This is a genomic window from Flavobacterium erigeronis, from assembly GCF_054075165.1.
Genome location: NZ_JBSKGP010000002.1, coordinates 361,349 through 385,964, shown reverse-complemented (window position 1 = coordinate 385,964; position 24,616 = coordinate 361,349). Strand labels below are relative to the sequence as shown.

Below are 24,616 nucleotides of genomic sequence, written 5' to 3'. Positions count from 1 at the left end.
TCTATATTTTAATTCAATAATTCTTTTGCGTGATTTAAAGCTGAGTCAGAAATATTTGCTCCAGACAACATCTGGGCAATTTCTATAATTCGGTCTTCTTGAGATAAAAGTTTCAGCTCAGACTGTGTATCATCTCCAATTGTAGCTTTAGAAACTTTGAAGTGTGAATCTCCTTTTGCAGCAATCTGCGGTAAATGTGTAATCGCGAATATCTGCATCGTTGTACTCATTTCTTTCATAATCTCCCCCATTCTAATGGCGATTTCTCCAGAAACTCCAGTATCAATTTCATCAAAAATTAATGTTGGCAGTTTTGAATATTTAGCTAAAATTGCTTTTACAGCCAGCATAATACGGGACATTTCTCCGCCTGATGCCACTTTTTTCAATAAGCCAAAATCGGTTCCTTTATTTGCAGAAAACAAAAATTGCAATTCGTCTTTTCCGTTTTGGAAATAATTTTCAGAAGGCAATAATTCCATATTAAAACGAGCATTCGGCATTCCTAAAGTTTCTAAAATTGCAACTAACTGCTCTGATAATTTCGGAATTGCATTTACTCTATTTTGATGTATTTTGGATGCGAAATCATCCAATTCTACTGCTTTTTCTTCTATAATTTTAGTCAAAGAAGCAATTTCTTCGTCCATATTATCCAACTCCAATAAAGAATTTCCTAAATCTGCCTGAATCTGAAGCAGTTCATCTACAGAACTTACCTGATGTTTTTTCTGTAAATTATAAATCGACTGCAGTTTCTGATTGATTAGTTCCAACTGCGTAGGATCATTCAATAATTTTTCTGAAGCACTTTCTAATTCTTTCGAAACATCATCAAATTCTATAGTTAAACTAGTAATTCTTTCAAACAAATTTTGATATTCAGCTGCAAAAGGAGCTACTTTTTGCAATGCATTTTTAATTTCATTCAAATTATGGAAAACACCAAATTGTTCTTCATTTGCAATTGCAAGAGATTTATCTAAAGATTCTTTAATAATCTCGACATTATTCAGCTTTTCATAATCTGCTTCTAATTCTTCTTGCTCACCAGATTTTAATTGAGCCGCCACCAATTCATTCAATAAGAAAGTATGGTATTCCTGCTCTTTTCCTGCATCACTTTGTTTTTTAAGCAGTGCATTCAATTTAGATTTATCTGATTTATACGATTTGAGCAGTTTTTGATATTCAGCAATTACATCTGTGTTGTTTGCAATAGCATCAATAATTTTAAACTGAACATTTTCATCTGATAATTCCTGTGTTTGCTGTTGCGAATGGATATCGATCAAAAACAAACTCAAATCTTGCAGTTCCTGAAGGTTTACAGGACTGTCGTTTATAAAAGCGCGCGATTTACCAGAAGGCAAAATTTCTCTTCTAATGATGGTTTCATCTTCATAATCCAAATCATTCGCTTCAAAAAAATCTTTTAGATTGTATTTTCCAATCTCAAATTGCGCTTCTATAACACATTTTTCTTCTTTATTTTTTAACGAAGTAAGATCTGCTCGTTTACCCAAAACAAGACCAATAGCTCCTAAAATAATTGATTTTCCTGCACCTGTCTCACCTGTAATTATAGAAAAACCTTTAGAAAAATCTATAGCCAGTTTTTCGATAAGAGCATAATTTTTAATAGACAATGATGTAATCATGGGGAGTTTTGTAAAAATGTAAGTTAACGAAGATTATAAAAATAAAACGGAGATTAATATTTAATCTGAGACCATTTTGTAGAGTTTAACGGCGAAACTTTATTTAAAACATCGGTTAAATCGGTAATGTTAATACTTGGTCCTCCAGAAAAAATAGAAACAATTTCATCTGATTTTGCATCAAAGAAAACTCGAGTTATAAAAGCATTTGGCTTAACTGAATTTAATTTACCAATAAGCATTAACGCATTTTTTATTTTTTCTTTTGAAGCTTTTATATCCAAAGTCATTCCGTCTAAACCAGTATGATACGCATAAGTAGTTTGGCGCAAATCGCTATATGTTGGCGCAATCATATCATTAATCAAATAGTAGCGGTTCTGAAGTCCGTCAGATTGGTTCCAGCCTTTAAAACCACCTTGCTGCGCCACATTGGCAATATTCTGTGCCGTTTGAAGGTACGGATTCCCAGCGCCCATTTGAAACGTATCGGCATCCATGCCCAATATCACATAAGCATAAAAAGAGATAACAGATACCAAATTAGAATCGTAAGTGTTTGGATTGAACAGTAAAGGTTCGTATTCTGTATATCTGAAGTTGAAATCTTTATCGTTGTAATTTAAAACCGGAGAAGAATAGGTAGAATTAAAAATCAATCGTGAAGACTGAACCTGAATTGTTCCTGTAAATTGATCCGAACTATTTGATGACAAAGTAATGTACATTGAACAGTTTATTCTTTCGTTTTGTTTTAAAACCGATCCCGTCCAGTCTGTTTTATTGACAAACTCAGCCAAAGAAGTCTGAAGCGTTTTAAAAACCTGATTATTGGGGTTTGTTAGACGTTCTGTATTAATAGTTACGGTACAGTTTAGCTGTTGCCCTTGCACAAAACCAAAGCTTAAAAACATAAATAGTATAACTATCTTATTCATAATCGTCTAATATTAAATTTTACAAACATAAATTGCTTCCAAATTATGCTTTCGGCGTATATTTTAAATTTATGATTTTGAAAAATGCAGAATAACTTTATTCAAAATATCAGCCGCAACAGATTCTTTCGATTTTAATTCCATCGGTTCGATTTCAAAATCTTTAGTAATAAACGTCACTTTATTAGTATCTTTTTTAAAACCTGCCCCTTTATCTTGTAAGGAATTTAAAACAATCAAATCTAAGTTTTTTTTCTGAATTTTCAACTTAGCATTTTCAATTTCATTTTCTGTTTCTAATGCAAAACCAATTAAAAACTGATTTTTTTTGATAGCTCCTAAAGAAGACAAGATATCTTTTGTTTTCTCCAGTTCTATCGAAAATTCTTCTGTATTCTTTTTAATCTTCTGATCTGCAACAAATTTAGGCCTGTAATCAGCAACTGCTGCAGCAGCGATTGCCGCATCAACTTCGTTAAAATACAAATGACAAGCCTCATACATTTCTTGTGCAGAAACCACATCTACCACTTTTATCAGACTATTTTTTGCTTTAAAATGAGTTGGTCCCGCAATTAAAAAAACTTCAGCTCCTAAACTTGCCGCTTCATTAGCAATATCAAAACCCATTTTACCAGAAGAATGATTTCCAATAAAACGTACTGGGTCTATCGCTTCGTATGTCGGGCCTGCTGTAACTAGTATTTTTTTTCCTTTTAAAGGCAATTTACTCTCTAAATCAGCTTCTAGGAAAGCGACAATATTCTCAGGTTCAGCCATTCGGCCTTCGCCAGATAAACCACTTGCCAATTCTCCACTTTCAGCAGGAATCATTATATTTCCATACTGTTTTAATGCAGCAAAGCTCGATAAAGTTGAAGGATGTTTGTACATGTCCAAGTCCATTGCAGGAGCAAAATAAACTGGACATTTTGCCGATAAATAAGTTGCAATTAAAAGATTATCGCAGTTTCCGGTTGCCATTTTAGATAATGTATTGGCAGTAGCAGGCGCAATCAGCATAAAATCTGCCCAAAGAGCTAGTTCTACGTGATTGTTCCAAACTTCGTCTTCATCATCCTGATTAAAGAAACTGGAATGTACTGGATTTTTTGATAAAGTAGATAATGTAAGTGGGGTTACAAAATCCTTAGAAGCAGGTGTCATGATCACTTGGACATGTGCACCTGCTTTTATAAAAAGTCGTACTAAAGTGGCTGTTTTATACGCTGCAATTCCGCCAGAAACACCCAGCAAAATCTTTTTCCCGTTTAAAACTGACATTGTACTATTATTTGTTTGAACTTCTGTGGTAAGTTTTACCGTCTAACCATTCTTGAACAGCTAAAGCGTGTGGTTTTGGTAATTTTTCGTAAAATTTAGAAACTTCGATTTGTTCTTTATTTTCAAAAACTTCCTCTAGACTATCATTATAAGTAGCAAACTCTTCTAATTTTTCAGTCAATTCTTTTTTAATCTCTGAATTAATTTGATTTGCTCTTTTAGCCATAATGGTAATTGCCTCATACACATTTCCTGTTGGCTCTTCAATAACTGTTTTATTGTAAGTTATTGTGTTTACAGGAGCATTCGTCTTTTTTAAATCCATCACTTTATTTATTTAGTAAATTTTTGTAAATCTGTTTCAACTCTGGCATTCATTTCTTCTGCCTTTTCTTTATATTTTGTATCGCTTTTAAACTTGATCAAATTAGCATAAGCTGTTTGTGCAACCTTTAAACGCTCTTCCATTTTTGAAGGAACACTATTAATTGCCAATTGATATGCTGAATCGTATTTATAAAACAATGCATCTTCTTTAAAAGGCGTTCCAGGAAAATCGGCGATAAAATTATCAAACGCAATTAAAGCTGATTTGTAATCTGAAATCGTATTATATCCTTTAGCATTTTCGTATGCTTTTTTCTCTAATTTACCATTTAGCTTCTGTACAGCCTCATTTGCCTGAGGAATGTATTCTGAGTTTGGATAATTATCAATAAAAGCCTGTAATTTCTCTAATGCTTTAACCGTATCTGCCTGATCTAAGCTATAAGCTGGCGATAATTTAGAATAGCTGTAAGCACCTAAAAAAGCAGCTTCCTGAACTTTCTCACTTCTTGGGTACCCTGAAACAAAAGCTTCGAATTGATAACCAGCTAGATAATACTGTTTTGTTTTATAATAAGACTGAGAAAACATGTAAAACAGTTTTTCTGCCTGAGGTTTTCCTCTGTAAGAAGTTGCTAATTGCTCAAAAAGACGAATCGCTTTTGTGTATTTACCAGCATCATACATTTTTGTCGCCATCTCAAATTTTGCTGCAACGTCTTCATTTTTCAACGCTTTTTGATATTCTCCACAAGAATAAAAAAGAGTTACAACAATTAATAGCGATAGTATTTTTTTCATTTTCTTACTGTTATTAGAATCTCTCAGACAATTATGCCAAAGTGAAATCGCACCGAAGTTTCGGTGGCAAATTTAGTTATTAATTTAGCTACTGCAAAATAATTTTTTAGTATCTTAAAATACTAACACTTTAACAATTATTTAATGCTGTTTTTTACAAACTCATTCAGTCTCGTTGCTAGCGAATCATCTACAGAAACTAGCGGAAGACGAACTGTATTTTCAGCAATTCCAAGGGCTTGGAAGATTTGTTTGATTCCTGCTGGATTTCCCTGCTCAAAAATCATATCAATACTGTCTGATAAAAAATAATGTGTTTTAAACGCGTCGGCAGCTTTTTTATTTAGTCCTAAACGAATCATTTCTGAAAATTCTTTAGGAAAACCTTGCCCGATTACAGAAATTACTCCTGCTCCGCCTGCTAAAACGATAGGCAATGCTAGCATATCATCTCCAGAAATTACTAAGAAATCTTTTGGAGCATTTTTAATAATCTGCATAGCTTGAGCCATATCTCCAGCCGCTTCTTTAATGGCTACGACATTTTTAAAATCGTTAGCCAAACGAACCACTGTTGACGGAAGCATATTACTTGAAGTTCTTCCCGGAACGTTATATAAAATTACTGGAATTGGAGATGCTTCAGCAATTGCTTTAAAATGCTGATAGATCCCTTCCTGAGTCGGTTTATTATAATATGGAGAAACAGACAAAATTGCTTCAAAAGCAGAAAAATCTCTTGTCTTTAATTCCTCAACAATCTGCATAGTATTATTACCTCCAACTCCTAAAACAAGAGGCAGTCTTCCTTTATTCACATCGATTACAGTCTTTATAACCAATTCTTTCTCTTCTGCTGTAAGGGTTGCATTTTCTGCAGTTGTTCCCATCACAACAAGATACTCCACTCCGCCATCTATAGAAAAGTTTACAATACGTTGTAAAGCTTCAATGTCAACTGAAAAATCTTTTTTAAATGGCGTTACAAGCGCAACACCAGTTCCTATCAATGATTGCATATTATTAATTATAGTTTTATTTTATATTTTTTAAATACCTAAACAATTCTGAAACGAAGAGTTTATAGTTTCCTAATTCTGTACTAATCATCCAACTGTTCAAATTTTGATCTACGGTAGCGAACCCGACTTTGAACTTAGCTTTTGACTTACTTGTTATCAACATTAAAAAAACGTCTTCAACATTATAATAACTTAGTAAAAGATCAAATTTGGAGTTTACAAATTCATTCAAAAAAACCTCTGTTGTTTCGCCTCTCCAACTGATATGTTTTTTACCAAAAGTTGGACGCGAATAGGTCTCTTTTTCCTTGAATTTTTCTCTGTATGCAACAACTTTTATGTTTTCTAAAGCGATTCCTTGGAGCGTTAACTCCTTTATTAGTGCTTCTGAATGCTCAAAATTGCTCTCATCTATCAATAAACCAATTGTTTGAACGTTTTTGGTAAATACTTCGCTTTTTTCATTATTTAAATGAAATTTTAATGATTTTTTTACAAAAAATTCCTTTATATAATTCAAAAACATACTACTTTTACTCGATTACAAAATTAATTATTTCAATTGCATTTAAAATGGTAAAACTAAAAAAGTATAACGGATTTTTAAAACTTTTTGTTATATTCTTAACACTTTTTTTAATCTCTTCTTGTAGCCCTAAAAACTACAACTTAACAAAAATTGAAGGAAAGCAACTTCCTGTTACTGAAAAGACTGGCGAAACTCCTGAAATTGAAAACTTTATTAAGCCTTATCGCGATCACATTAATAAGGATTTGGACAATGTATTGGCATATTGCCCTGAAACTCTTGACAAAAGCACTGGAAAATGGCAAACTGGCATTGGAAGCTTAATGGCTGACGTGTGCGTACAAAGAGGAAATCTTGTTTTTAACAAACGTGAAAATAAAGATATTGATGTCTGTCTTTTAAATCATGGCGGTATTCGTGCTATTCTTCCAAAAGGAAATGTTACAACAAGGACAGCTTTTGAAATTATGCCTTTTGAAAACAGCTTGGTTGTTTTGGCTTTAAAAGGCGAGCAGATCTCAGAAATTGCTGCTTATATTATTAAGGAGAAAAAACCTCAGCCATTGTCTGGAATGACGTTTACAATTACAAAAGACGAAAAAGCAAAAAACATTATGGTGCAAGGCAAACCGCTTGATTTAAACAAGACGTATTATGTTGCCACAAATGATTATCTAGCAAATGGAGGCGACAGCATGACTTTCTTTGCAAAAAATACTCAAAAGTTTGACTTAAATTATAAACTTAGAGATGTATTGATTGATTATTTTAAAGAAGTAGACACTGTTGTTGCTCCAAAAAATATCAGAATCACAGAAGAATAAAAAACAAGTATAGCATTCCTGCAAAAAATATAAAAAATGAAAAGAAGAGAGTTTATCGAAAAAACAGCAGCAAGTACTGCCCTATTAAGTTTAGGATTGTCTTTGAGCAGTTTTGAAAGTAACGATAATAAGCATTTAACGATTCTACATACTAACGATGTGCACAGCCACATTGATCCTTTTCCTGCTAATGATCCGCGTAATCCTAATAAAGGGGGCGTTTCTCGACGTGCAACTTTAATAGAAACTATCCGTAAAGAAAATCCGAATGTGCTTTTGTTGGATGCTGGAGATATTTTTCAAGGAACTCCTTATTTTAATTATTACGGAGGAGAATTAGAGTTTAAATTGATGAGCATGATGAAATATGATGCTTCTACAATTGGAAATCATGATTTTGATAATGGTCTTGACGGATTATACGCTCAGCTTCCGCACGCAAGTTTTGATTTTATCAATTCTAATTATGATTTTAAAAACACGGTTATGGACGGTCATGTTAAGCCGTACAAAATCTTTAATAAAAACGGAATTAAAGTTGGTGTTTTTGGTGTTGGAATTGAATTGCAAGGTTTAGTAGATAAAAAATTGTACTTGGAAACGGTTTACAACAATCCGGTTGAAGTTGCTCAAGACATGGCACAGCTTTTGAAAAAAGAACAAAAATGTGATTTGGTTATTTGCCTTTCGCATTTAGGTTATAAATACAAAGATGATCCGACTAAAATAAGCGATTTGAAATTTGCTGAACAAACTCAAGATATCGATTTAATTATCGGAGGACATACGCATACTTTCTTAGACAAACCAACAATTGTAAAAAATAAAGCTGGTAAAGAAGTTTTGGTAAATCAAGTGGGTTGTTACGGAATTAATCTAGGCCGTATCGATTTTTATTTTGATAAAGACAAAGCTTATACTAACCAAAGTGCAACTATTGTTGTATAGCCTTTTTTTGAATTCTAGCTTTTTCTAAAAAGTATTCTACCATAAAGAAATAAGCTAGAATTTGAGTTGTATCTCGTATTAAAACTAAAACAACAGAATACGAGAAATATTCATTAAAAATATAAAAGATATCAGAGAAGATGTAGCTTATTGCCATAAGAGACATCAGCAGCGCTATATGTGTCCCTTTTGTAATGTAGCTTACAAAACAGAAATAACTCAATAAGCTCAGCACGATTCCGTACACGGTGTAAACGAGAATAAATTTTCTCATACTGTCTAGCTGAAGACTCAAAACGGAGATTAACAAATAGACTATAAATACCACTACAATAGAAATAGGCAGAATGTCGCGTCTGGTTAGTTTTATCCTTTCGTGTTCCCGAATAAATATGGTAACGATAAGAGTATAAACGATCAAAAAACTAAATACTCCTCCTATTTCGGAACTTTCCACATCCATCAGATCATAAACTTGTCCAACAAAACAGAAAAAGAAAATAAAACCTTCTGTTTTTCCAATTTTTAACTCACTGCTGATTAAATAATAAATAAAAATCGCAGGAAGAACAATGGCTTTTGCATACGTCGCAAAAAACTCTTGTTCTGTCCAATCAAAAATGATTGTACAGAGCAAGGCTAGAAAAAACAAAATTAATGATGGTTTATTAGGCTTCATTCAATTTGTTTATAAAATCGTCTTCTGACAATATGGTAATATTCAGCTTTGTTGCTTTTTCCAGTTTGGCTGGTCCCATATTATCTCCCGCTACTACAAAATCTGTTTTTGCAGAAATTGAGCTTCCTACTTTTCCTCCGTTATCTTCAATGGCTTTCTTTAGTTCGTCTCTAGAAAATTGACTAAAAACGCCAGAAACCACAAAAGTTTTTCCAACAAATTTATCAGTAGCATTTGGGTTTATTTTTTCTTCAATTTCAAATTGAATTCCATAACTTTTTAAACGTTCAATAATTTTTCTGTTTTCTTCATTTTCGAAGAATTCAATAACACTTTTAGCGATTCTTTCTCCAATTTCATCAACCAGAACCAAATCCATTAATGAAGCTTGGCTTAAAGCGTCGATATTTTTATAATGTTTGGCTAGTTTTTTAGCCACTGTTTCTCCTACAAATCGAATTCCAAGCGCAAATAATACGCTTTCGAACGGAATTTCTTTTGATTTCTGCACTCCATTTACCAGATTTTCAGCAGATTTTTGTGCCATTCTTTCTAAATGCAAAATGTCTTCTACCTTCAGTTCGTACAAATCGGCGTAATTATGGACCAAATCATTTTTGAACAATAAAGCAACCGTTTCTCCGCCAAGTCCTTCAATGTCCATTGCTTTTCTTGAAATAAAATGCTGCACTCTTCCAATAATCTGTGGAGGGCATCCGTAAAAATTAGGACAGTAATGATTGGCTTCTCCCACATTTCTTACCAATTCGGTGTGGCATTCTGGGCAATACGCGATATAATGTGTTTTTTCTGAATTTTCTGGGCGTTTATCTAAATCTACTGCAATGATTTTTGGGATAATTTCTCCTCCTTTTTCTACAAAAACAGTATCATTTATTCTGATATCTAATTTTTCAATCTGGTCAGCGTTATGAAGCGAAGCTCTTTTTACAATAGTTCCTGCAAGCTGAACTGGCTCTAAATTGGCAACTGGCGTTATCGCTCCAGTTCTTCCTACTTGATATGAAATTGATTTTAATTTGGTTGAAACTTGTTCGGCTTTGAATTTGTACGCCATTGCCCAACGCGGCGATTTTGCTGTATATCCTAATTCTTCCTGATGCTGAATGCTGTTTACTTTGACAACAACACCATCGGTTTCGTAAGGCAAATTATGGCGGTGCACATCCCAATAATCAATAAAGTCAAAAACTTCTTGCATGCTATTGGCCAATTTTGCTTCTTTAGGCACTTTAAATCCCCAGCTTCTAGCCATTTCTAAACCTTCAAATTGGGTTTTGAAAGGCAGATTATTTCCTGTAACAAAATATAGCAGACACTCTAGCGGACGTTTGGCAACCTCAGCACTGTCTTGCAATTTTAAACTTCCCGATGCTGTATTTCTTGGATTTGAATAAGGTGTTTCTCCAATTTCGATCAATTCTTGGTTCATTTTTTCAAAACCGGCATACGGAAGAATGATTTCTCCGCGAATATCAAATTTATCAGGGTAATTTCCCTTTAAATGCAGCGGAACTGATTTTATGGTTTTAATGTTATTTGTTACCTCATCACCTTGAAAACCATCTCCGCGTGTTAAGGCTTGAGCTATTTTTCCGTTTTCGTAAGTAATGCTTATTGAAGCTCCGTCATATTTTAATTCGCAAGTATATTGCAAGTCAACGTTTCCTAAAACTCGCTGAATACGGTTTTCCCAATCTAAAAGGTCTTCTTTAGAATAAGAATTATCCAAAGAATACATTCTGTACTGGTGTGCAATTGTTTTGAAATTTTTAGTAACAGCCCCTCCTACTCGTTGAGTTGGCGAGTTCTCATCAAAAAATTCTGGATGCTTATTTTCTAAATCCTGAAGTTCTTTGAGCTTAATATCAAAATCATAATCTGAAATTGTGGCATTGTCTAACACATAATAATTATAGTTGTGCTGATTAAGTTCATTTCGTAATGCTTGAATGGTCTCTTGAATGCTCATAAATAGTAAAATATTGCAGATTATAATAATGAAAAACTGAATATCAAAATTAGAATTTATTTTTGTTCAAATGGAGAAAAAATAAAAGTTTTAGAAAATCAAAAATCAGACTGCAAATTCATGCAGTCTGATTTTCTCCTTGTCCATTATTCTTAAAAAAGAATTAAAAAAAACCAACTTCCAAATGGTTTTGACGTTTTATATTTTACACTGATAATCAACTAATTACAATGCAAATATAAAACTATTTTTGAATAATGATGAAGTCTGAACGTCTATTTAGCAAATGCTCTTCTTCAGAACATTTTACGCCATTTTTACATTTGTTAATTAGTCGGCTTTCTCCGTAACCAATAGCGCTTTCAATTCTAGAAGCATCTATGCCTTGCGAAAGGATATAATCTCGTGTAGATTTTGCTCTATTGTCTGAAAGTTTTAGGTTGTAAGCGTCTTTTCCGCGAGAATCGGTGTGAGATTCGATTTTGATTCTGATGTTTGGAAATTTCTGCATAATGAAAACGACTTTAGACAACTCTTCAATTGCTTTTGGCGTAATATCATATTTATCATAATCGAAATAAATCGGGTTTACATCGACTTTTTCTACTCCTTGTTTTTTAACTACCAAGTCATCGTAATTGCTCAATTCAAAGTTTACATCTGTGATTTCGCCACCGTTTTGGCCAGTTGTTTCAACTGTTTTATCATCACTGCTGTAATTTGGTTTTGCGGCAATCATTTTAACCACTTTGTTACAAGGAACTTCAATAGCATATTTTCCGTCAAAATTGGTTTTGGTTTCGCCCAAAACTTCACTAAAAGAGTTATATGCCATTATGGTCACATCTGTCAGCGGTTTTTTCGTTTTACGATCAATAGCCATTCCTGAAATACTTTGATTGCAGACTGGTTTTCCTTTTACAAAAGAATAAATATCATCATCTCCTTTTCCTCCTGCTCTATTTGAAGAAAAATAGCCGTATGCATCTGTCTTGTCAATTATAAAAGAGAAATCATCTTTGTTGCTGTTGACTGGTGCTCCAAGATTTTTTGGTGCTGAAAAAGTTCCATTAGCCAAAAGCTTACTTTCGTAAACATCTAAATCTCCCCAACCGTAGTGTCCATCAGAAGAAAAGTATAAAACTCCGTTTTGGAAAAATGGAAACACTTCATTACCAATAGTATTAATGCTTGGCCCTAAATTCTGAGGCGAACTCATGGTTCCGTCTGCCGCAATTTTTACCATGTACAAATCGGTTTCTCCATAACCTCCTGGCATATCTGAAGCAAAGAAAAGCAACTGTCCGTCTTCGCTTAATGATGGATGTCCAACAGAATAATCATCGCTGTCAAAAAACACTTTCTGTGGATTTTCTAATTTATTATTGATGATAGATCCTTTCACAATCTGAAAGTTATTAACTCTTTCTTCATCGATAACCAATTTGTTTTTCTTTACAATATTGGTTGAATAATAAATTGTTTTTCCCTGACTGTCAAAACTTGCTGTTGCTTCGTGATACTTAGTCATTACATTTGGAAGAAAAACAGTTTCGTTGAATAAACTTCCATCTGCCGGATTTCTTTCTGCAATGTACAAGTTAAGAAATGGCTGATTGTTCCAAGTATACAGTTTTTCGCTAAACTTAGTCGTGTCACGAGCCGATGTAAATACTACATTATCTTTAAAAAATGTAGCTCCAAAGTCTGATTTACTGGTATTGATATCTAAATTTTTGATAGTATAAAGAGGCTTTGCTTTTGAGACGCTGTCCATATATTTTTTCTGGGCAACGTATCGGTTAATTTCTGTTTTATCTCCTTTTTTATCTAGATATTCTTTTGTGATTTTATCTGCTTCATCATAATCCATAACTGCTTTCATAGATTGGATGTAACGCAAATAGTAAATATCAGTCAAGTTATTTCCTTGTACTTCATACAATTTTCTGTACCATTTAAGTGCATTTCTAGAATCTGAAATGAAATAATAGGAATCTGCCGCGTTCTTCAAAGTCTGCGCTGATGGATCTTTTATGTTTTGTAAAATTTCTTCGTAAGCTTTGGAAGCATCCAAATAAGAAAAGTTTCGAAACAAAGCATCGGCTTTCTTTAAATTTGTTTTTTGAGCGAAACTAAACGTAACGCTCAAAATTAAACATAGGATATATAGTTTTCTCATAAGTTTTATTTTTAGAAGAATCGAGGAGACTTAATTTTACTTTGGTTTTTCACAAATTGATAACGCAAGATGAATTCGTGAGTACCATCGTTGTATTTGTTCAATTGGCTTACAGTGTAATCAAAAGCGTATCCAAGATAGAAACTTGGCGATATTTGAAAACCTGCCAATATACTTACCGAATCATCTGTTCGGTAGGCTCCCCCTATAACAAACTTTTCCTGAATCATGAAATTTGCCGATATGTCTGCCGTAATTGGTGCTCCGCTTACTGCTTTTACTAAAAATGCTGGTTTAAATTTCAAATTTGGATTCAAATCAAAAACATAACCTCCCATTAAGTAGTAATGCATACGATCATAATCAATAGATTCTTGAACGTCATCATAGTAATCATTCTGAATAAAACTCGGAACTGAAAGTCCTACATACCATTTTTCTGTATAGTAGTAAATTCCTGCTCCTACTGCTAGTTTCATCTGATTATTAATGTTTTGGTTTAACAAAACATCGTCATCATCATAATATCTTCCTTTAGACCAATCGATGTTTAACATTCTCGTACCGGCTTTTATACCAAATGCCAGTCTTTTTTCATAGCCAAGAGGCACTGAATAAGAGAAGTTTCCATCAAGATACAGTTCGTTGGAAGGTCCGATTTTATCGTTTACGACACTTAGCCCTATTCCTAATGTCTCATTTCGAAGAGGAGAATGAACAGAGAAAGATTGTGTTTCTGGTGCGCCGGGCATTCCGACCCATTGAGAACGATATAAAAGTGCTGCCTCTATGGTTCCGGTAGATCCAGCATACGCTGGATTTACCGCCATAGTGTTATACATATACTGCGTATATCCCGGATCTTGTTGTGCCGAAGCACAAACCGTAATAAAAGAACATATTAGAATAAAATACGTTTCTAATGATTTTATATATAGTTTCATAACGATACTTATTTAGTTTAATTAATTAGATTAATAGAAGTGGATTATCTCATAATAGACAACCAGCCTTTTTTAACCGTTCCATCTCCAATGGTTATCACATAAAAATAAGTACCTGTTGGCAGCATATCTCCTCTATTAACAACTCCGGATACATTTGCAGTACCGTTCCAATCATTTTCATAGTTTGCTTTACTATATACTAATGCTCCATATCTGTTAAACACTTTCAGTTCATTGTTTGGATAAGACTCAATACAGTCAATTCTGAACAAATCGTTTTTACCGTCATTGTTTGGAGTAAACTCATTGTAAACCGTTAGACAAATTGGTTCTAATGTTACTGAAGCTGAATTGTTTGATGCATCAACATCTAAAGGCGTTGAAGTTTCAACAGTTGCGACACTTGTATAAGTACCACCTGATAACACCTCTGCAACAATTGTTAATACTACACTCTGACCTGCAGGAAGTGATGGTATTGTCCAAAGCTGTGTTGCTGGATCGTATGTTCCTGAATTTGCAGAAGAACTTACGTACTGTAAACCGCTAGGAAGCAATTCGCTGACAATAGTGTTTATGAAATCTCCTTCACCAACATTGTTTACTGTAATGGTAAATGTTACCTGATCTCCAAAATTCGGAGTTGGATTATCAACCTCATGAGTGATCGTTAAATCTGAACAGCTTGCTACTGTAACATTTAGAGTTTTAATTGTTCTTTCGTCACAATTATTAACATAAGCTACAGTTACTGTTCCTGGTCCAATGTCTGACCAAGAAACTGTTACAGAACCGTCGCTTGTTCCACCGCCAGAAACAATTGTTCCTCCGTTAATCGTCCATACATAATTAGATTTACCATTTGCAATTGAATAGGTTACACCTTTGAATACACAAGGAGTATCATCTGTAGTTGCTAATTGAACTGCAGCATCATTTTCGAATGAAATTGTAATTCCTAATCTCGGTCCGTTATCACATCCATTTGTAGTATTTGCTAAAGCAGCAGCATAATAAGTAGTTGCAGTAAGCGGAGTATTATTTGCCAATGGTGTTCCGCCAGTTGCAGACGCATACCAAACTACATTTGCTTCGTTCACCAAAATGCTAGCCAATGTTGGTAAAGCTGATAAACAGAATGTCTGGTTAGTTCTTGTCGTTGTAATAACACTTGGTGAATTTACATTTACAACTACAGCCAATCTCACTGGATTCTCACATCCAACTGCACTAGAAACTGCACCATAATAAGTGCCTGTTGTAAGAGCTGTTGTTGAAGGAATAGCTGTTCCTCCTGTAGCTGTAGTGTACCAAACCACATTTGCTTCGTTTACTTGAATATTGGCAATCGTTGGTGAATTTAATGTACAGAAATTCTGAGTTGCATTATTTGTAGTTGGTGTCGCAGCTGGATCTGCTACTGTAACTGTTACTTGCAAACGAGTTGAACTTTCACAGCCTGTTGCAGCATCAATTATATTTCCGAAATATACTCCAGAAGTTAATGCTGTTGTTGATGCAATTGCTGTACCGCCTGTAGCAGCAGTATACCAGGTTACGTTTCCTTCATTTACTTGAATATTAGCAAATGTTGGTGCGTTTGCAGAGCAGAAACTTTGAGCTGCATTATTTGTAGTTGGGTTTATAGTATTACCAACTGTAACCGCTACTTGTAATCTTACACTGCTTTCACAGCCCGTTGCTGGATCTTGAATTGCTCCATAATAAGTTGCTGTTGTTAATGCAGCTGTCGCAGCTAAAGCCGTTCCACCTGTTTGTGCGGTATACCAAACGACATTACTTTCATTCACTTGAATATTAGCAACTGTTGGGTTTGTTCCTGAACAGAAAGTCTGTGCTGTTGCAGTTGTTGTTGGAGTCGTTGGATCTGTAACGCTTATTACCACCTCTGCTCTATTTGCGCTTTCACATCCTGTTGCTGGATCACTGATAGCTGCATAATATGTACCGCTAGTTAAAGCTGTAGTAGATGGAATTGCAGTTCCGCCTGTTAAAGCTGTGTACCAAACAATATTAGCTTCATTAAACTGAACACTTGCAAATGTAGGCGCATTAACTGTACAGAAGTTTTGTGTTCCTGCTGTTACTAAAGTTGGTGTTCCTGGATCATTTACAATCACATCGACTGGCAGTCTTGTAGCACTTTCACAGCCTGTTACCGGATCTGAGATCGCTGCAAAATATTGGCCTGATGTTAAAGCTGTTGTTGAAGCAATTACTGTTCCTCCTGTTGCAGCTGTATACCATACAATGTTAGATTCATTTGTCTGAATGCTTGCAAATGTTGGAGCATTAACCGTACAGAAAGTTTGTGTTCCCGCTGTCACTAATGTTGGAGCTCCCGGATCATTTACAATTACATCAACTGTTAATCTTGTAGCGCTTTCACATCCAGTAGCTGTATCTGAAATTGCCGCAAAATATTGGCCTGACGTTAAATCTGTTGTTGGATCAATTGCTGTTCCGCCAGTTGCAGCTGTATACCATACAATATTAGCTGATGGAGTAGTCTGGATGCTTGCAAATGTTGGCAAATCTTCTTTACAGAAAGTTTGTGTTCCTGCTGTTACCAATGTTGGAGTTCCAGGATCATTTACAATTACATCAACTGTTAATCTTGTATTGCTTTCACATCCTGTCGTCGGATCTGAAATTGCTGCAAAATATTGTCCTGTTGTAAGTGCTGTAGTAGATGGAATTGCTGTTCCGCCTGTTAAAGCTGTATACCAAACAATGTTTGCTTCATTTGTCTGAATGCTTGCAAATGTTGGTGCATTAACTGTACAGAAGTTTTGTGTTCCTGCTGTAACTAAAGTTGGAGTTCCCGGATCACTTACAATTACATCAACTGTTAATCTTGAAGCACTTTCGCATCCTGTCACAGCATCAGCTATAGCAGCATAATATGTCCCAGTTGTTAAAACTGTTGTTGGCGCAATTACTGTTCCTCCAGTTAAAGCTGTATACCATACAATGTTAGTTTCATTTGTCTGAATGCTAGCAAATGTCGGAGCATTAACCGTACAGAAGTTTTGTGTTCCTGCTGTTACTAAAGTTGGTGTTCCAGGGTCATTGACAATTACGTCAACTGTTAATCTTGTAGCGCTTTCACAGCCTGTTGCTGTATCTGAAATTGCTGCAAAATATTGTCCTGATGTTAAAGCTGTTGTTGATGGAATCGCTGTTCCGCCTGTTAAAGCTGTATACCAAACAATGTTTGCTTCATTTGTTTGAATGCTTGCAAATGTTGGCGCATCTTCCAAACAGAAGTTTTGCGTTCCTGCCGTCACTAATGTTGGAGTTCCTGGATCGTTTACAATAACATCAACTGTTAATCTTGTATTGCTTTCGCAACCTGTTGTTGGATCTGAGATTGCTGCAAAGTATTGTCCTGTTGTTAAAGCTGTAGTAGATGGAATTGCTGTTCCTCCTGTTAAAGCTGTATACCATACAATATTAGCTTCATTAAACTGAATACTAGCAAAAGTCGGTGCGTTAACCAAACAGAAGTTTTGTGTTCCTGCTGTTACTAATGTTGGAGTTCCTGGATCGTTTACTGTAACTGTAACTGCCAATCTTACTGAGCTTCCACAGCTAGTAACTGCATCGGTTGCAGATCCATAGTAAATTCCGTTAGCCAATGGCGTCGTTGAAGCAATTATATTTCCTCCTGTAGGAGCATCATACCAAACTACATTGCTTTCGTTTACTTGAATGTTTGCAACTGTTGGTGCAGCAGATAAACAGAAATCTTGAGTCGTATCTGTAGTAGTTGGCGTATTTGGATCGCTAACAATAATTACTGCATCTTGTAATGTTCCTGCTAAATTTTCACAAGTATTAGTGCTTGAAACAGCAACATAATACGTTATCGGACTTACGGCTTTAGTTAAACCTGTAGCAGTTAAAACACCAGCTGCATCTATCGCATAAGTAACTCCTGCTATTACAGCTCCGTTTGTTATTGGCTGTGTTTTATTAGCATCTAAATACCAAGTAAATACTGGAGTTGTTAATGTAGGTGCCGTTGGAGTTAATGATGCTGGCACACCATCGCAAACCGTAACATCATCTACTAAAATATCATTTACTGCTGAAGGAGGCAAAAGAGTGAATGTAATTTGCTTTCTGTCTGCTGCTGCAGTTTCACAAAGCTCATCAGAGCTCACTCCAACAAAATAAGTATAAGTACCCGGAGCTAATCCGTTTACAATTAATTGACTTGTTGTTTCACCTGGAATTAACTGAGCTGTTGTTCCATCAAAACTATACCAATGATAAACAGGATTTGTTAAAACTGGTGTTCCTGTTAAACCTGTTGCTAAAGTTACAGATCCAGAAGCTGAACAAACTGAAGTTGCAGTTCCTCCGTTTAAAGTAATATCTGCTAAAGCATTTACTGGAGCAGAAGCTCGTACTTCGACAGTAACTTCTCCTCTTGCGTAATTTTGACATCCATAACGTACTGGCTGTACATAATATTTGTAAATACCTGCTGCTAAATTATCTGGCACTGTAAAAGTAGGTCCAGTGGCAACTGCATTTCCTCCTGTTTCTGCATCGTACCAAATATAAGTTGAACAAGCGATTTCAGGAATTTGGAGTGTAATATCGGTACCCGGACAGACCGTAATTTTGTTCTGAGGATCAGCTCCAATTACTGTTGTGTTGGCAGTTCTTTCTACCGTATGGACTCTTAAGAAATCTAATACTCCAACCACTCCTCCTAAACGAATCCTAACTCTATCATAAATTTCTGTTGGAGAAGATACCAATACCATTGCCAAAGAATTTCCTGGCAATAATTTTATACTTAATAATTGGCTTGTATTTTCAATTGGAGCACCAACTGCTACATTTCCTAAATAACGTTGAACAGAAAATCCTGTAAGCAAATTAACAGTTAAAAGAGTAGCTGGTTTAGAAACTACAATTCTTAATGTATCACTAAGAACAGAAGGTGTTTTAAATTGTACTGTTAAATCTGCAGATGCTAAAGCACTTACTCCGCTATACATCGTTGCAAAAGTAGTCACATCATTATCTGCAACATTCCAAGCGTCACTCACCCCTACAGCTGCAGTTACAGCACCAATTGGCAAGCCTAAATCTGTTGCGCCATAAAAAATATCCTGAATATCTCCTGGCGTACAATTTACTGTTGTAACTGCTTGATTATAATGAGCATCAAATACTTTTACATTTTGTGCTACACTTACCAATGAAGACGATACAACGCGAATACCATCATAATCTTGTGGTCCAGAAGCATCTGAAGGAACAAAAGTAAACTCATAAGAATTATCACCTGAAATTAAGTTCAACAATGAACCAGACACAGGCTGCGCTGAGCCAATAAGAGCTCCATTTCTTGTTCCAATTACTGATAAATTCTGACCAACAGCCAATAAACTATATTCAGAACCTAATTTAACGGTTACAGGAGTACCTTTGGCGATAACAGTAGGCCAAGTTAAATTCTGCCATGTTGTACCAACACCTAAAAGTCCGATACCTGTATTAATTGTTGAGAATGTCTGAGGATTTCCATCAACTGCATTTGCGTCGTCTGAAACACCTCCAGTAATTATAGAACCTTCCGTTTGAGCTGTTGCATAAACTCGTTGTGTTAAATTCTGGCAGCTTGTAAGATCTATCACGTTGATTATCTTAGTTGCTGTAGTAGTACAAGTTCCAATAGTTGCAACTGCTGTATAAGTATAAACTCCTGGAATATTCAACGGACCAGTCGTAAATGGAGGTCCTGCAATTGCAACACCTTGAGAATTAAACCATGTTACAGTTCCTGTAGACGTAGCATCTAACACGACATTAGTTCCAACATTTACAGATTCCTGTGGATTAATCACATCTAAAGTTGGCAATGCATTAATCGACACTGTTACAGACTGTCTAGCTGACGGACAAGTACTTGTTGTACTTTGCGCTTCTATAGAATAAACGCCACTTACTGTTATATTAGCCGCCTGATCTGCTGTAATTACCGCATTTGACGAATTATAAAATGTATAAGTAGTATCTCCTGATGAATCAAAATTGGTGATTGCATTTACTAAATTAGCACTTCCACACGCTTGTAATGGAGTTGCAATAACCGTTAAAGGAGTTACTGAAGGGAAATTAACCGTTACTTGCTTTAAATCTCCGGCTGCATTTTCACAAGTACCTCCATTCAAAGCAGATATATAATAATTATAAGTTCCAGTAGTTAAGCCAGAAATAGTAAGTACACCATTAGCATCTTTTGCAAATGTTACGCCACCAATCACACTTCCATCTACAATTTCTCCTGTTCTATTTGGATTTTCATAATATTTAAATGTTACACCCGCTATAGCAGAAGATGGAGTTAAAACAGCGGTTCCCGCACAAGTAGCTTCTACTGGACTTGTAATTGCAATGTCTCCAGCAGTTGGAATTGGTAAAACATTTACTGTCACTGCCTGACGTAAACTGTTAATACAGCCTGCACGAGTTGCTTCTAAATAATATGTGGTAGTAGCTGTTAAAGCAGCTGTAGGAGCTACACTAGCAATGGCTCCCCCAGTTGGAGAATCGTACCATGCAAAAGTTTCTCCTCCAGTTGAAGAAGCTGACAAAGTTGCTGTTTGCCCTGCACAGATTGGTGCTGCAGCTCCAGTAATTGTAGCATTTGGATATCTATAAGCTGCCTGATAAATATATAAATTGCTCAATAAAGTAGCAACGCCTCCTAATCGTACTTCTATACGATCAAACGCTGCTGTCGCAGTAAAACTAGCTTTAAATTTATTTCCAGATAATAACTGAATGTTCAGCAAACCACCATTTATTGCTGTTCTGTCATTATTATAGGTCGCTCCATTATAAGTTGCAAGAGTAACATTAGATAATGCCCCTAGATCTAAAAGTCCTCCTGGAACTTCTAAATCAACATCGATGATATCTCCTGCCAAACCTGGATTTGCGAAAATCAATTGCTGTTGTAGGTAGGCTCCAACACCAACTGGAACACTAAGCTGAGAAAAAGTATTGATATTACCATCAACCGCATTATTTGGATTAGTAGGTGTACATAAAACACATAGCACACCATCATTCGATGGTATCTGAGAATTAGCTTGTAAACATGTACTCGCACTAGCTATTACAGTAACCGAAACCGCTCCTCTTGTGGTATTAGCGCAATCAGTACCTATATTAGAAGCTTCTACATAATAAGTTTGATTGCTTGATAATATTGGAGTTGTGTATGAGGTAACATTCGTTGCTAAAAGCGTACCTGCTGTTGCTGCACTATACCAATTGTATCGTACACCAGCAACTGGATTTGCAACCGTTAAAGTAGCATTTTGACCAGACTGAATAATTACATTAGAGGATGTAAATGTCGGAGTAGCTGGTATCGGATTTACAATCAGATTTACTGCTTGACGTGTTGGCGTTACACAGCTTCCTATAGCTGATTCTACAAAATAACTTGTATTAACAGTTAATGTAGGAGTTGTGAAAGAATTACCTGTAAATACTAAATTTCCTCCTGTAGCCGCATCATACCAATTATAATCAGTACCAGCAACTGGAGCATCAACTGTTAAGGTTGTTGACTGTCCGCTACAAATATTGGTAGGAACTGCTGTAATAGTTGGTAAAACAGGGTTATCAATTAAAATATCAACCGGATATCGTACACTGTTTACACATCCATTTCTCGTCACCTCTATATAATAAGTAGTTGGTGCTGTTAAAGCTGGTGTTGTAAATGCAGCTGTAGATACTAAAGGTGAACCGCCTGTAGCAGCACTATACCAATTAACTGTTTCACCCACAGCAAGAACAGCGGTTAATGTTGTTGTTGCTCCACTGCAAATAGTTTTATTGCCTGTAACATCTGGAATTTTATATCTATAAGTTGCCTGATAAATATCTAAATTAGTTAAAAGACCTGCCACACCGCCTAAACGAACTTCAACACGGTCAAAATTCGCTCCAGCTGTAACAGTTGCTCTATATCTAGTTCCACTTAATAACTGTAAAGTTATAAGAGGATTATTAATCGCAACTCTATCATTATTATAAGTTGTACCATTATAGGTAGCTAAACTAACTACGCTTAATAATTGTACATCTGCCAAACCTCCTGGCAATTCTAAATCGACTTCAACAACATCTCCAGCTTTTCCTGGATTAGTAAATTGCAAAGTTTGTTGTACCGAACCTAATACATTAACAGGAGTAGTAAGTCTTGCTGCTGTAGCAGGATTACCATCTACAGAATTGTTTGGATTTGTAACACTACACAACAAACAAATACCAACTTGAGAAGTAACCTGACTGCTAGCTTCTAGACATCCGCCTAAAGCTGCTGGCTGAACCGTTACCGTAACAGGCACTCTTGATGCACTAACACAATTCCCGTTCGCACTTTGCGCTTCAACGTAATAGGTTTTCGTAGCTGTTAATATTGGTGTAGTAAAAGTTGCTGTATTCGTTGCAACGGCCGTTCCGCCAGTCGCAACTTCGAACCAGTTTAATTGTGTGCCAGCTTCAGAACTTGCATTTAAAGTTGCATTCTGACCCGATTGAATTGTTACACTTTGAGTAAGAACTGTCGGATTAGCAGGAACTGCTGTAGAAACAACATTAATTTGAGCTCTAGTAGGACTAATACAGCTTCCGATAGAAGCCTCTACAGAAAAAGGAGTTGTTCCTAAAGCTACTGTCGGAGAGTAGGAAGTTCCTGTTGCTACCGCAGTATTAGCGCCATTATACCAAGTATATGTTGTCCCAGGAACAGGATTTACTAAAGATAATGTAGTCTGTTGCGTTGGCCCAGTAGAACAAACTACAGTCCCTACATTACTATAAGCAGGTGCAACAGGGTTTGAAACATTTAAAACAACAGGCACACGAACATTTCCTTCGCACCCTGCTGCTCTAGTTATTCCTATATAATAGGTTGTATTTGCTGTTAAGGCAGGAGTTGTATACGTATTTCCTGTCGCCAAAGCTGTGGTAGAAAATTCAGAACTATACCACGCAAGCGAAGTCCCTGCAGCTGGTGTTGCTGTAAGAGTGGTTGGAACTCCAGCACAAACTGTTTGAGATAAACCGCCAGATACCGTTGGTTGAGCAAACTCCAACCTAATGTCATAAATTCTAACTGTCGCCAAAAGACTTAGCAGACCACCACCAACCTGAATTTGAATTTGGTTGGTATCACCCGTAATAGGAAATTTTGCAACAGCTACAGTATTACCGCTTAACAAATTTAAATTCAAAAGCGGATTGTTTAAAGCCACGCTGGAACCTACATTGACCCCAGAATTTTTAGCTTGAACCGTAGCATTTGACAATAACGTTAAATCAAGTAAACCGTTGCCCGTACCAAAGTATATTGCAACTTGGTCACCGGCTCGAGCCGTTTGATTTAAAGTCATTGTTTCTTCTGCAAAACATCCAGCAATTGCAATACCATTTGTCAAGGTTGCATAAGTGGATAAGCCAGCACTATCGTAAGCATTGGCAGGACTAGTAACACCTACTCCTAAACACACAAGCCCTCCTCCCGTACTATTTGTCTGAGACACAGGTCTACAAATAGTTTGAGAGAATGCATTAGTGCATATCAGGAATAAAGTTAAAAGTCCTAATAATCTCAATTGAGGGTTGAGATTACAAAAAGTAAATTTTTTTTTCATAATTTGGAAGATTAGAAAATGGACAATAAAACACCTCTCGCAGTAAGTGCAAGCACCTACGCAATTAAACAATCAATTAAAAATCAAACAGTTAAAACATAAGCTAGCAACTTATAAATAAGCTGGCAAACTCTGTTTTCTTAAAAAAATTATGTTGAATTCGGTATACCGAAACATACCGGAGAACAAATCTTATCTCCTAGAGATAAAATGAGTTCCGCTTTTTTTGAGGAAAAACGATTGTGATCAGTTTTCCTAGAGGAGTGATTTGCTGCAGGTCTAATTTTCATAAATGAAAATTTTTAGTTGAAAGTAGAACTGGGGATTCTTTTTATATAGGTTGATTCATTTTTTAAAGAAAGTTGATTAGTCTTCCTAAAATAATCATGCTGATAAGGCTGATTCTGAATCTATTTATATTCAATAAAATTATTGCTCCTTATAATCGACTCGCCAAATGGGGTAACTATAAGACAGCAAACTAAAATGCGGACCTTTTGAAATAAAATTAGATATCTTAAAACGATTAAAATTATCGTTCAGATAAAAGAAGTCTAATAGGTTAAAAAATAGAGCTAAAATAAAATGTACAATTAAAGTAATTTTGATAAAGAAAGTAATTGTCAATTCCATACGCAGACTTATTAAGTTATTGTATAATTTTTCAATTTTCAATCTTAACAACATGGCGAATATTTCTTAACCAATATGTTTTTGAAAACCAAAAGAAAAACTTTGTTTAACTTTTGTTATCTAAAA

The 24,616-nt window shown here is 35.4% G+C and carries 14 protein-coding genes; 2 read left to right on the top strand and 12 right to left on the bottom strand.

Annotated features, from left to right (window positions below; translation table 11 throughout):
- Positions 1-8: 8 nt before the first annotated feature.
- From recN to ACWA1F_RS05660, 7 genes are all read right to left on the bottom strand, one after another.
- Positions 9-1,661 carry a DNA repair protein RecN gene (recN, locus tag ACWA1F_RS05690; protein ID WP_456892323.1) on the bottom strand — a complete coding sequence of 551 codons (1,653 nt, stop codon included), beginning with the start codon at positions 1,659-1,661 and terminating at the stop codon, positions 9-11.
- Positions 1,662-1,714: 53 nt separating this feature from the next.
- Complete coding sequence (gene porD, locus ACWA1F_RS05685; RefSeq protein WP_306157721.1) at positions 1,715-2,599, bottom strand: type IX secretion system protein PorD; 885 nt, start codon at positions 2,597-2,599, stop codon at positions 1,715-1,717.
- Positions 2,600-2,668: 69 nt separating this feature from the next.
- Entirely contained in the window at positions 2,669-3,883 is a 1,215-nt protein-coding gene (coaBC, locus tag ACWA1F_RS05680; protein ID WP_456892321.1) for a bifunctional phosphopantothenoylcysteine decarboxylase/phosphopantothenate--cysteine ligase CoaBC, read from the bottom strand.
- 7 nt (positions 3,884-3,890) lie between these two features.
- On the bottom strand, positions 3,891-4,208 hold the full coding sequence (locus tag ACWA1F_RS05675) for a DNA-directed RNA polymerase subunit omega (RefSeq protein WP_008463064.1): 318 nt from the start codon (positions 4,206-4,208) through the stop codon (positions 3,891-3,893).
- Between the two features lie 8 nt (positions 4,209-4,216).
- Positions 4,217-5,011: an outer membrane protein assembly factor BamD gene (locus tag ACWA1F_RS05670; protein WP_306157711.1), complete on the bottom strand. Its 795-nt coding sequence runs from the start codon at positions 5,009-5,011 to the stop codon at positions 4,217-4,219.
- A gap of 137 nt (positions 5,012-5,148) precedes the next feature.
- Entirely contained in the window at positions 5,149-6,030 is an 882-nt protein-coding gene (gene dapA / locus ACWA1F_RS05665; protein WP_306157709.1) for a 4-hydroxy-tetrahydrodipicolinate synthase, read from the bottom strand.
- A gap of 16 nt (positions 6,031-6,046) precedes the next feature.
- Complete coding sequence (locus tag ACWA1F_RS05660) at positions 6,047-6,559, bottom strand: DUF6913 domain-containing protein (RefSeq protein WP_456892317.1); 513 nt, start codon at positions 6,557-6,559, stop codon at positions 6,047-6,049.
- A gap of 47 nt (positions 6,560-6,606) precedes the next feature.
- Between ACWA1F_RS05660 and ACWA1F_RS05655 the strand changes: the two genes are divergently transcribed.
- Both ACWA1F_RS05655 and ACWA1F_RS05650 read left to right on the top strand, forming a co-directional pair.
- Entirely contained in the window at positions 6,607-7,386 is a 780-nt protein-coding gene (locus ACWA1F_RS05655; RefSeq protein ID WP_456892315.1) for a 5'-nucleotidase C-terminal domain-containing protein, read from the top strand.
- 36 nt (positions 7,387-7,422) lie between these two features.
- Positions 7,423-8,334 carry a bifunctional metallophosphatase/5'-nucleotidase gene (locus tag ACWA1F_RS05650; protein ID WP_456892313.1) on the top strand — a complete coding sequence of 304 codons (912 nt, stop codon included), beginning with the start codon at positions 7,423-7,425 and terminating at the stop codon, positions 8,332-8,334.
- On the opposite strand, the gene ACWA1F_RS05645 is transcribed toward ACWA1F_RS05650, so the two are convergent.
- The 5 genes from ACWA1F_RS05645 to ACWA1F_RS05625 form a co-directional block, all read right to left on the bottom strand.
- Positions 8,321-9,013 carry a hypothetical protein gene (locus ACWA1F_RS05645; protein ID WP_306157701.1) on the bottom strand — a complete coding sequence of 231 codons (693 nt, stop codon included), beginning with the start codon at positions 9,011-9,013 and terminating at the stop codon, positions 8,321-8,323. The genes ACWA1F_RS05650 and ACWA1F_RS05645 overlap by 14 nt on opposite strands.
- A complete protein-coding gene (gene ligA / locus ACWA1F_RS05640) occupies positions 9,003-11,006 on the bottom strand; it encodes an NAD-dependent DNA ligase LigA (protein WP_456892311.1) in 2,004 nt (667 codons plus the stop codon). The genes ACWA1F_RS05645 and ligA overlap by 11 nt, the downstream gene beginning before the upstream one ends.
- Before the next feature lie 244 nt (positions 11,007-11,250).
- A complete protein-coding gene (locus ACWA1F_RS05635) occupies positions 11,251-13,188 on the bottom strand; it encodes an OmpA family protein (RefSeq protein WP_456892309.1) in 1,938 nt (645 codons plus the stop codon).
- 11 nt (positions 13,189-13,199) lie between these two features.
- On the bottom strand, positions 13,200-14,132 hold the full coding sequence (locus tag ACWA1F_RS05630) for a PorP/SprF family type IX secretion system membrane protein (protein ID WP_306157695.1): 933 nt from the start codon (positions 14,130-14,132) through the stop codon (positions 13,200-13,202).
- Between the two features lie 44 nt (positions 14,133-14,176).
- Complete coding sequence (locus ACWA1F_RS05625) at positions 14,177-23,857, bottom strand: Ig-like domain-containing protein (RefSeq protein ID WP_456892307.1); 9,681 nt, start codon at positions 23,855-23,857, stop codon at positions 14,177-14,179.
- Positions 23,858-24,616 lie beyond the last annotated feature (759 nt).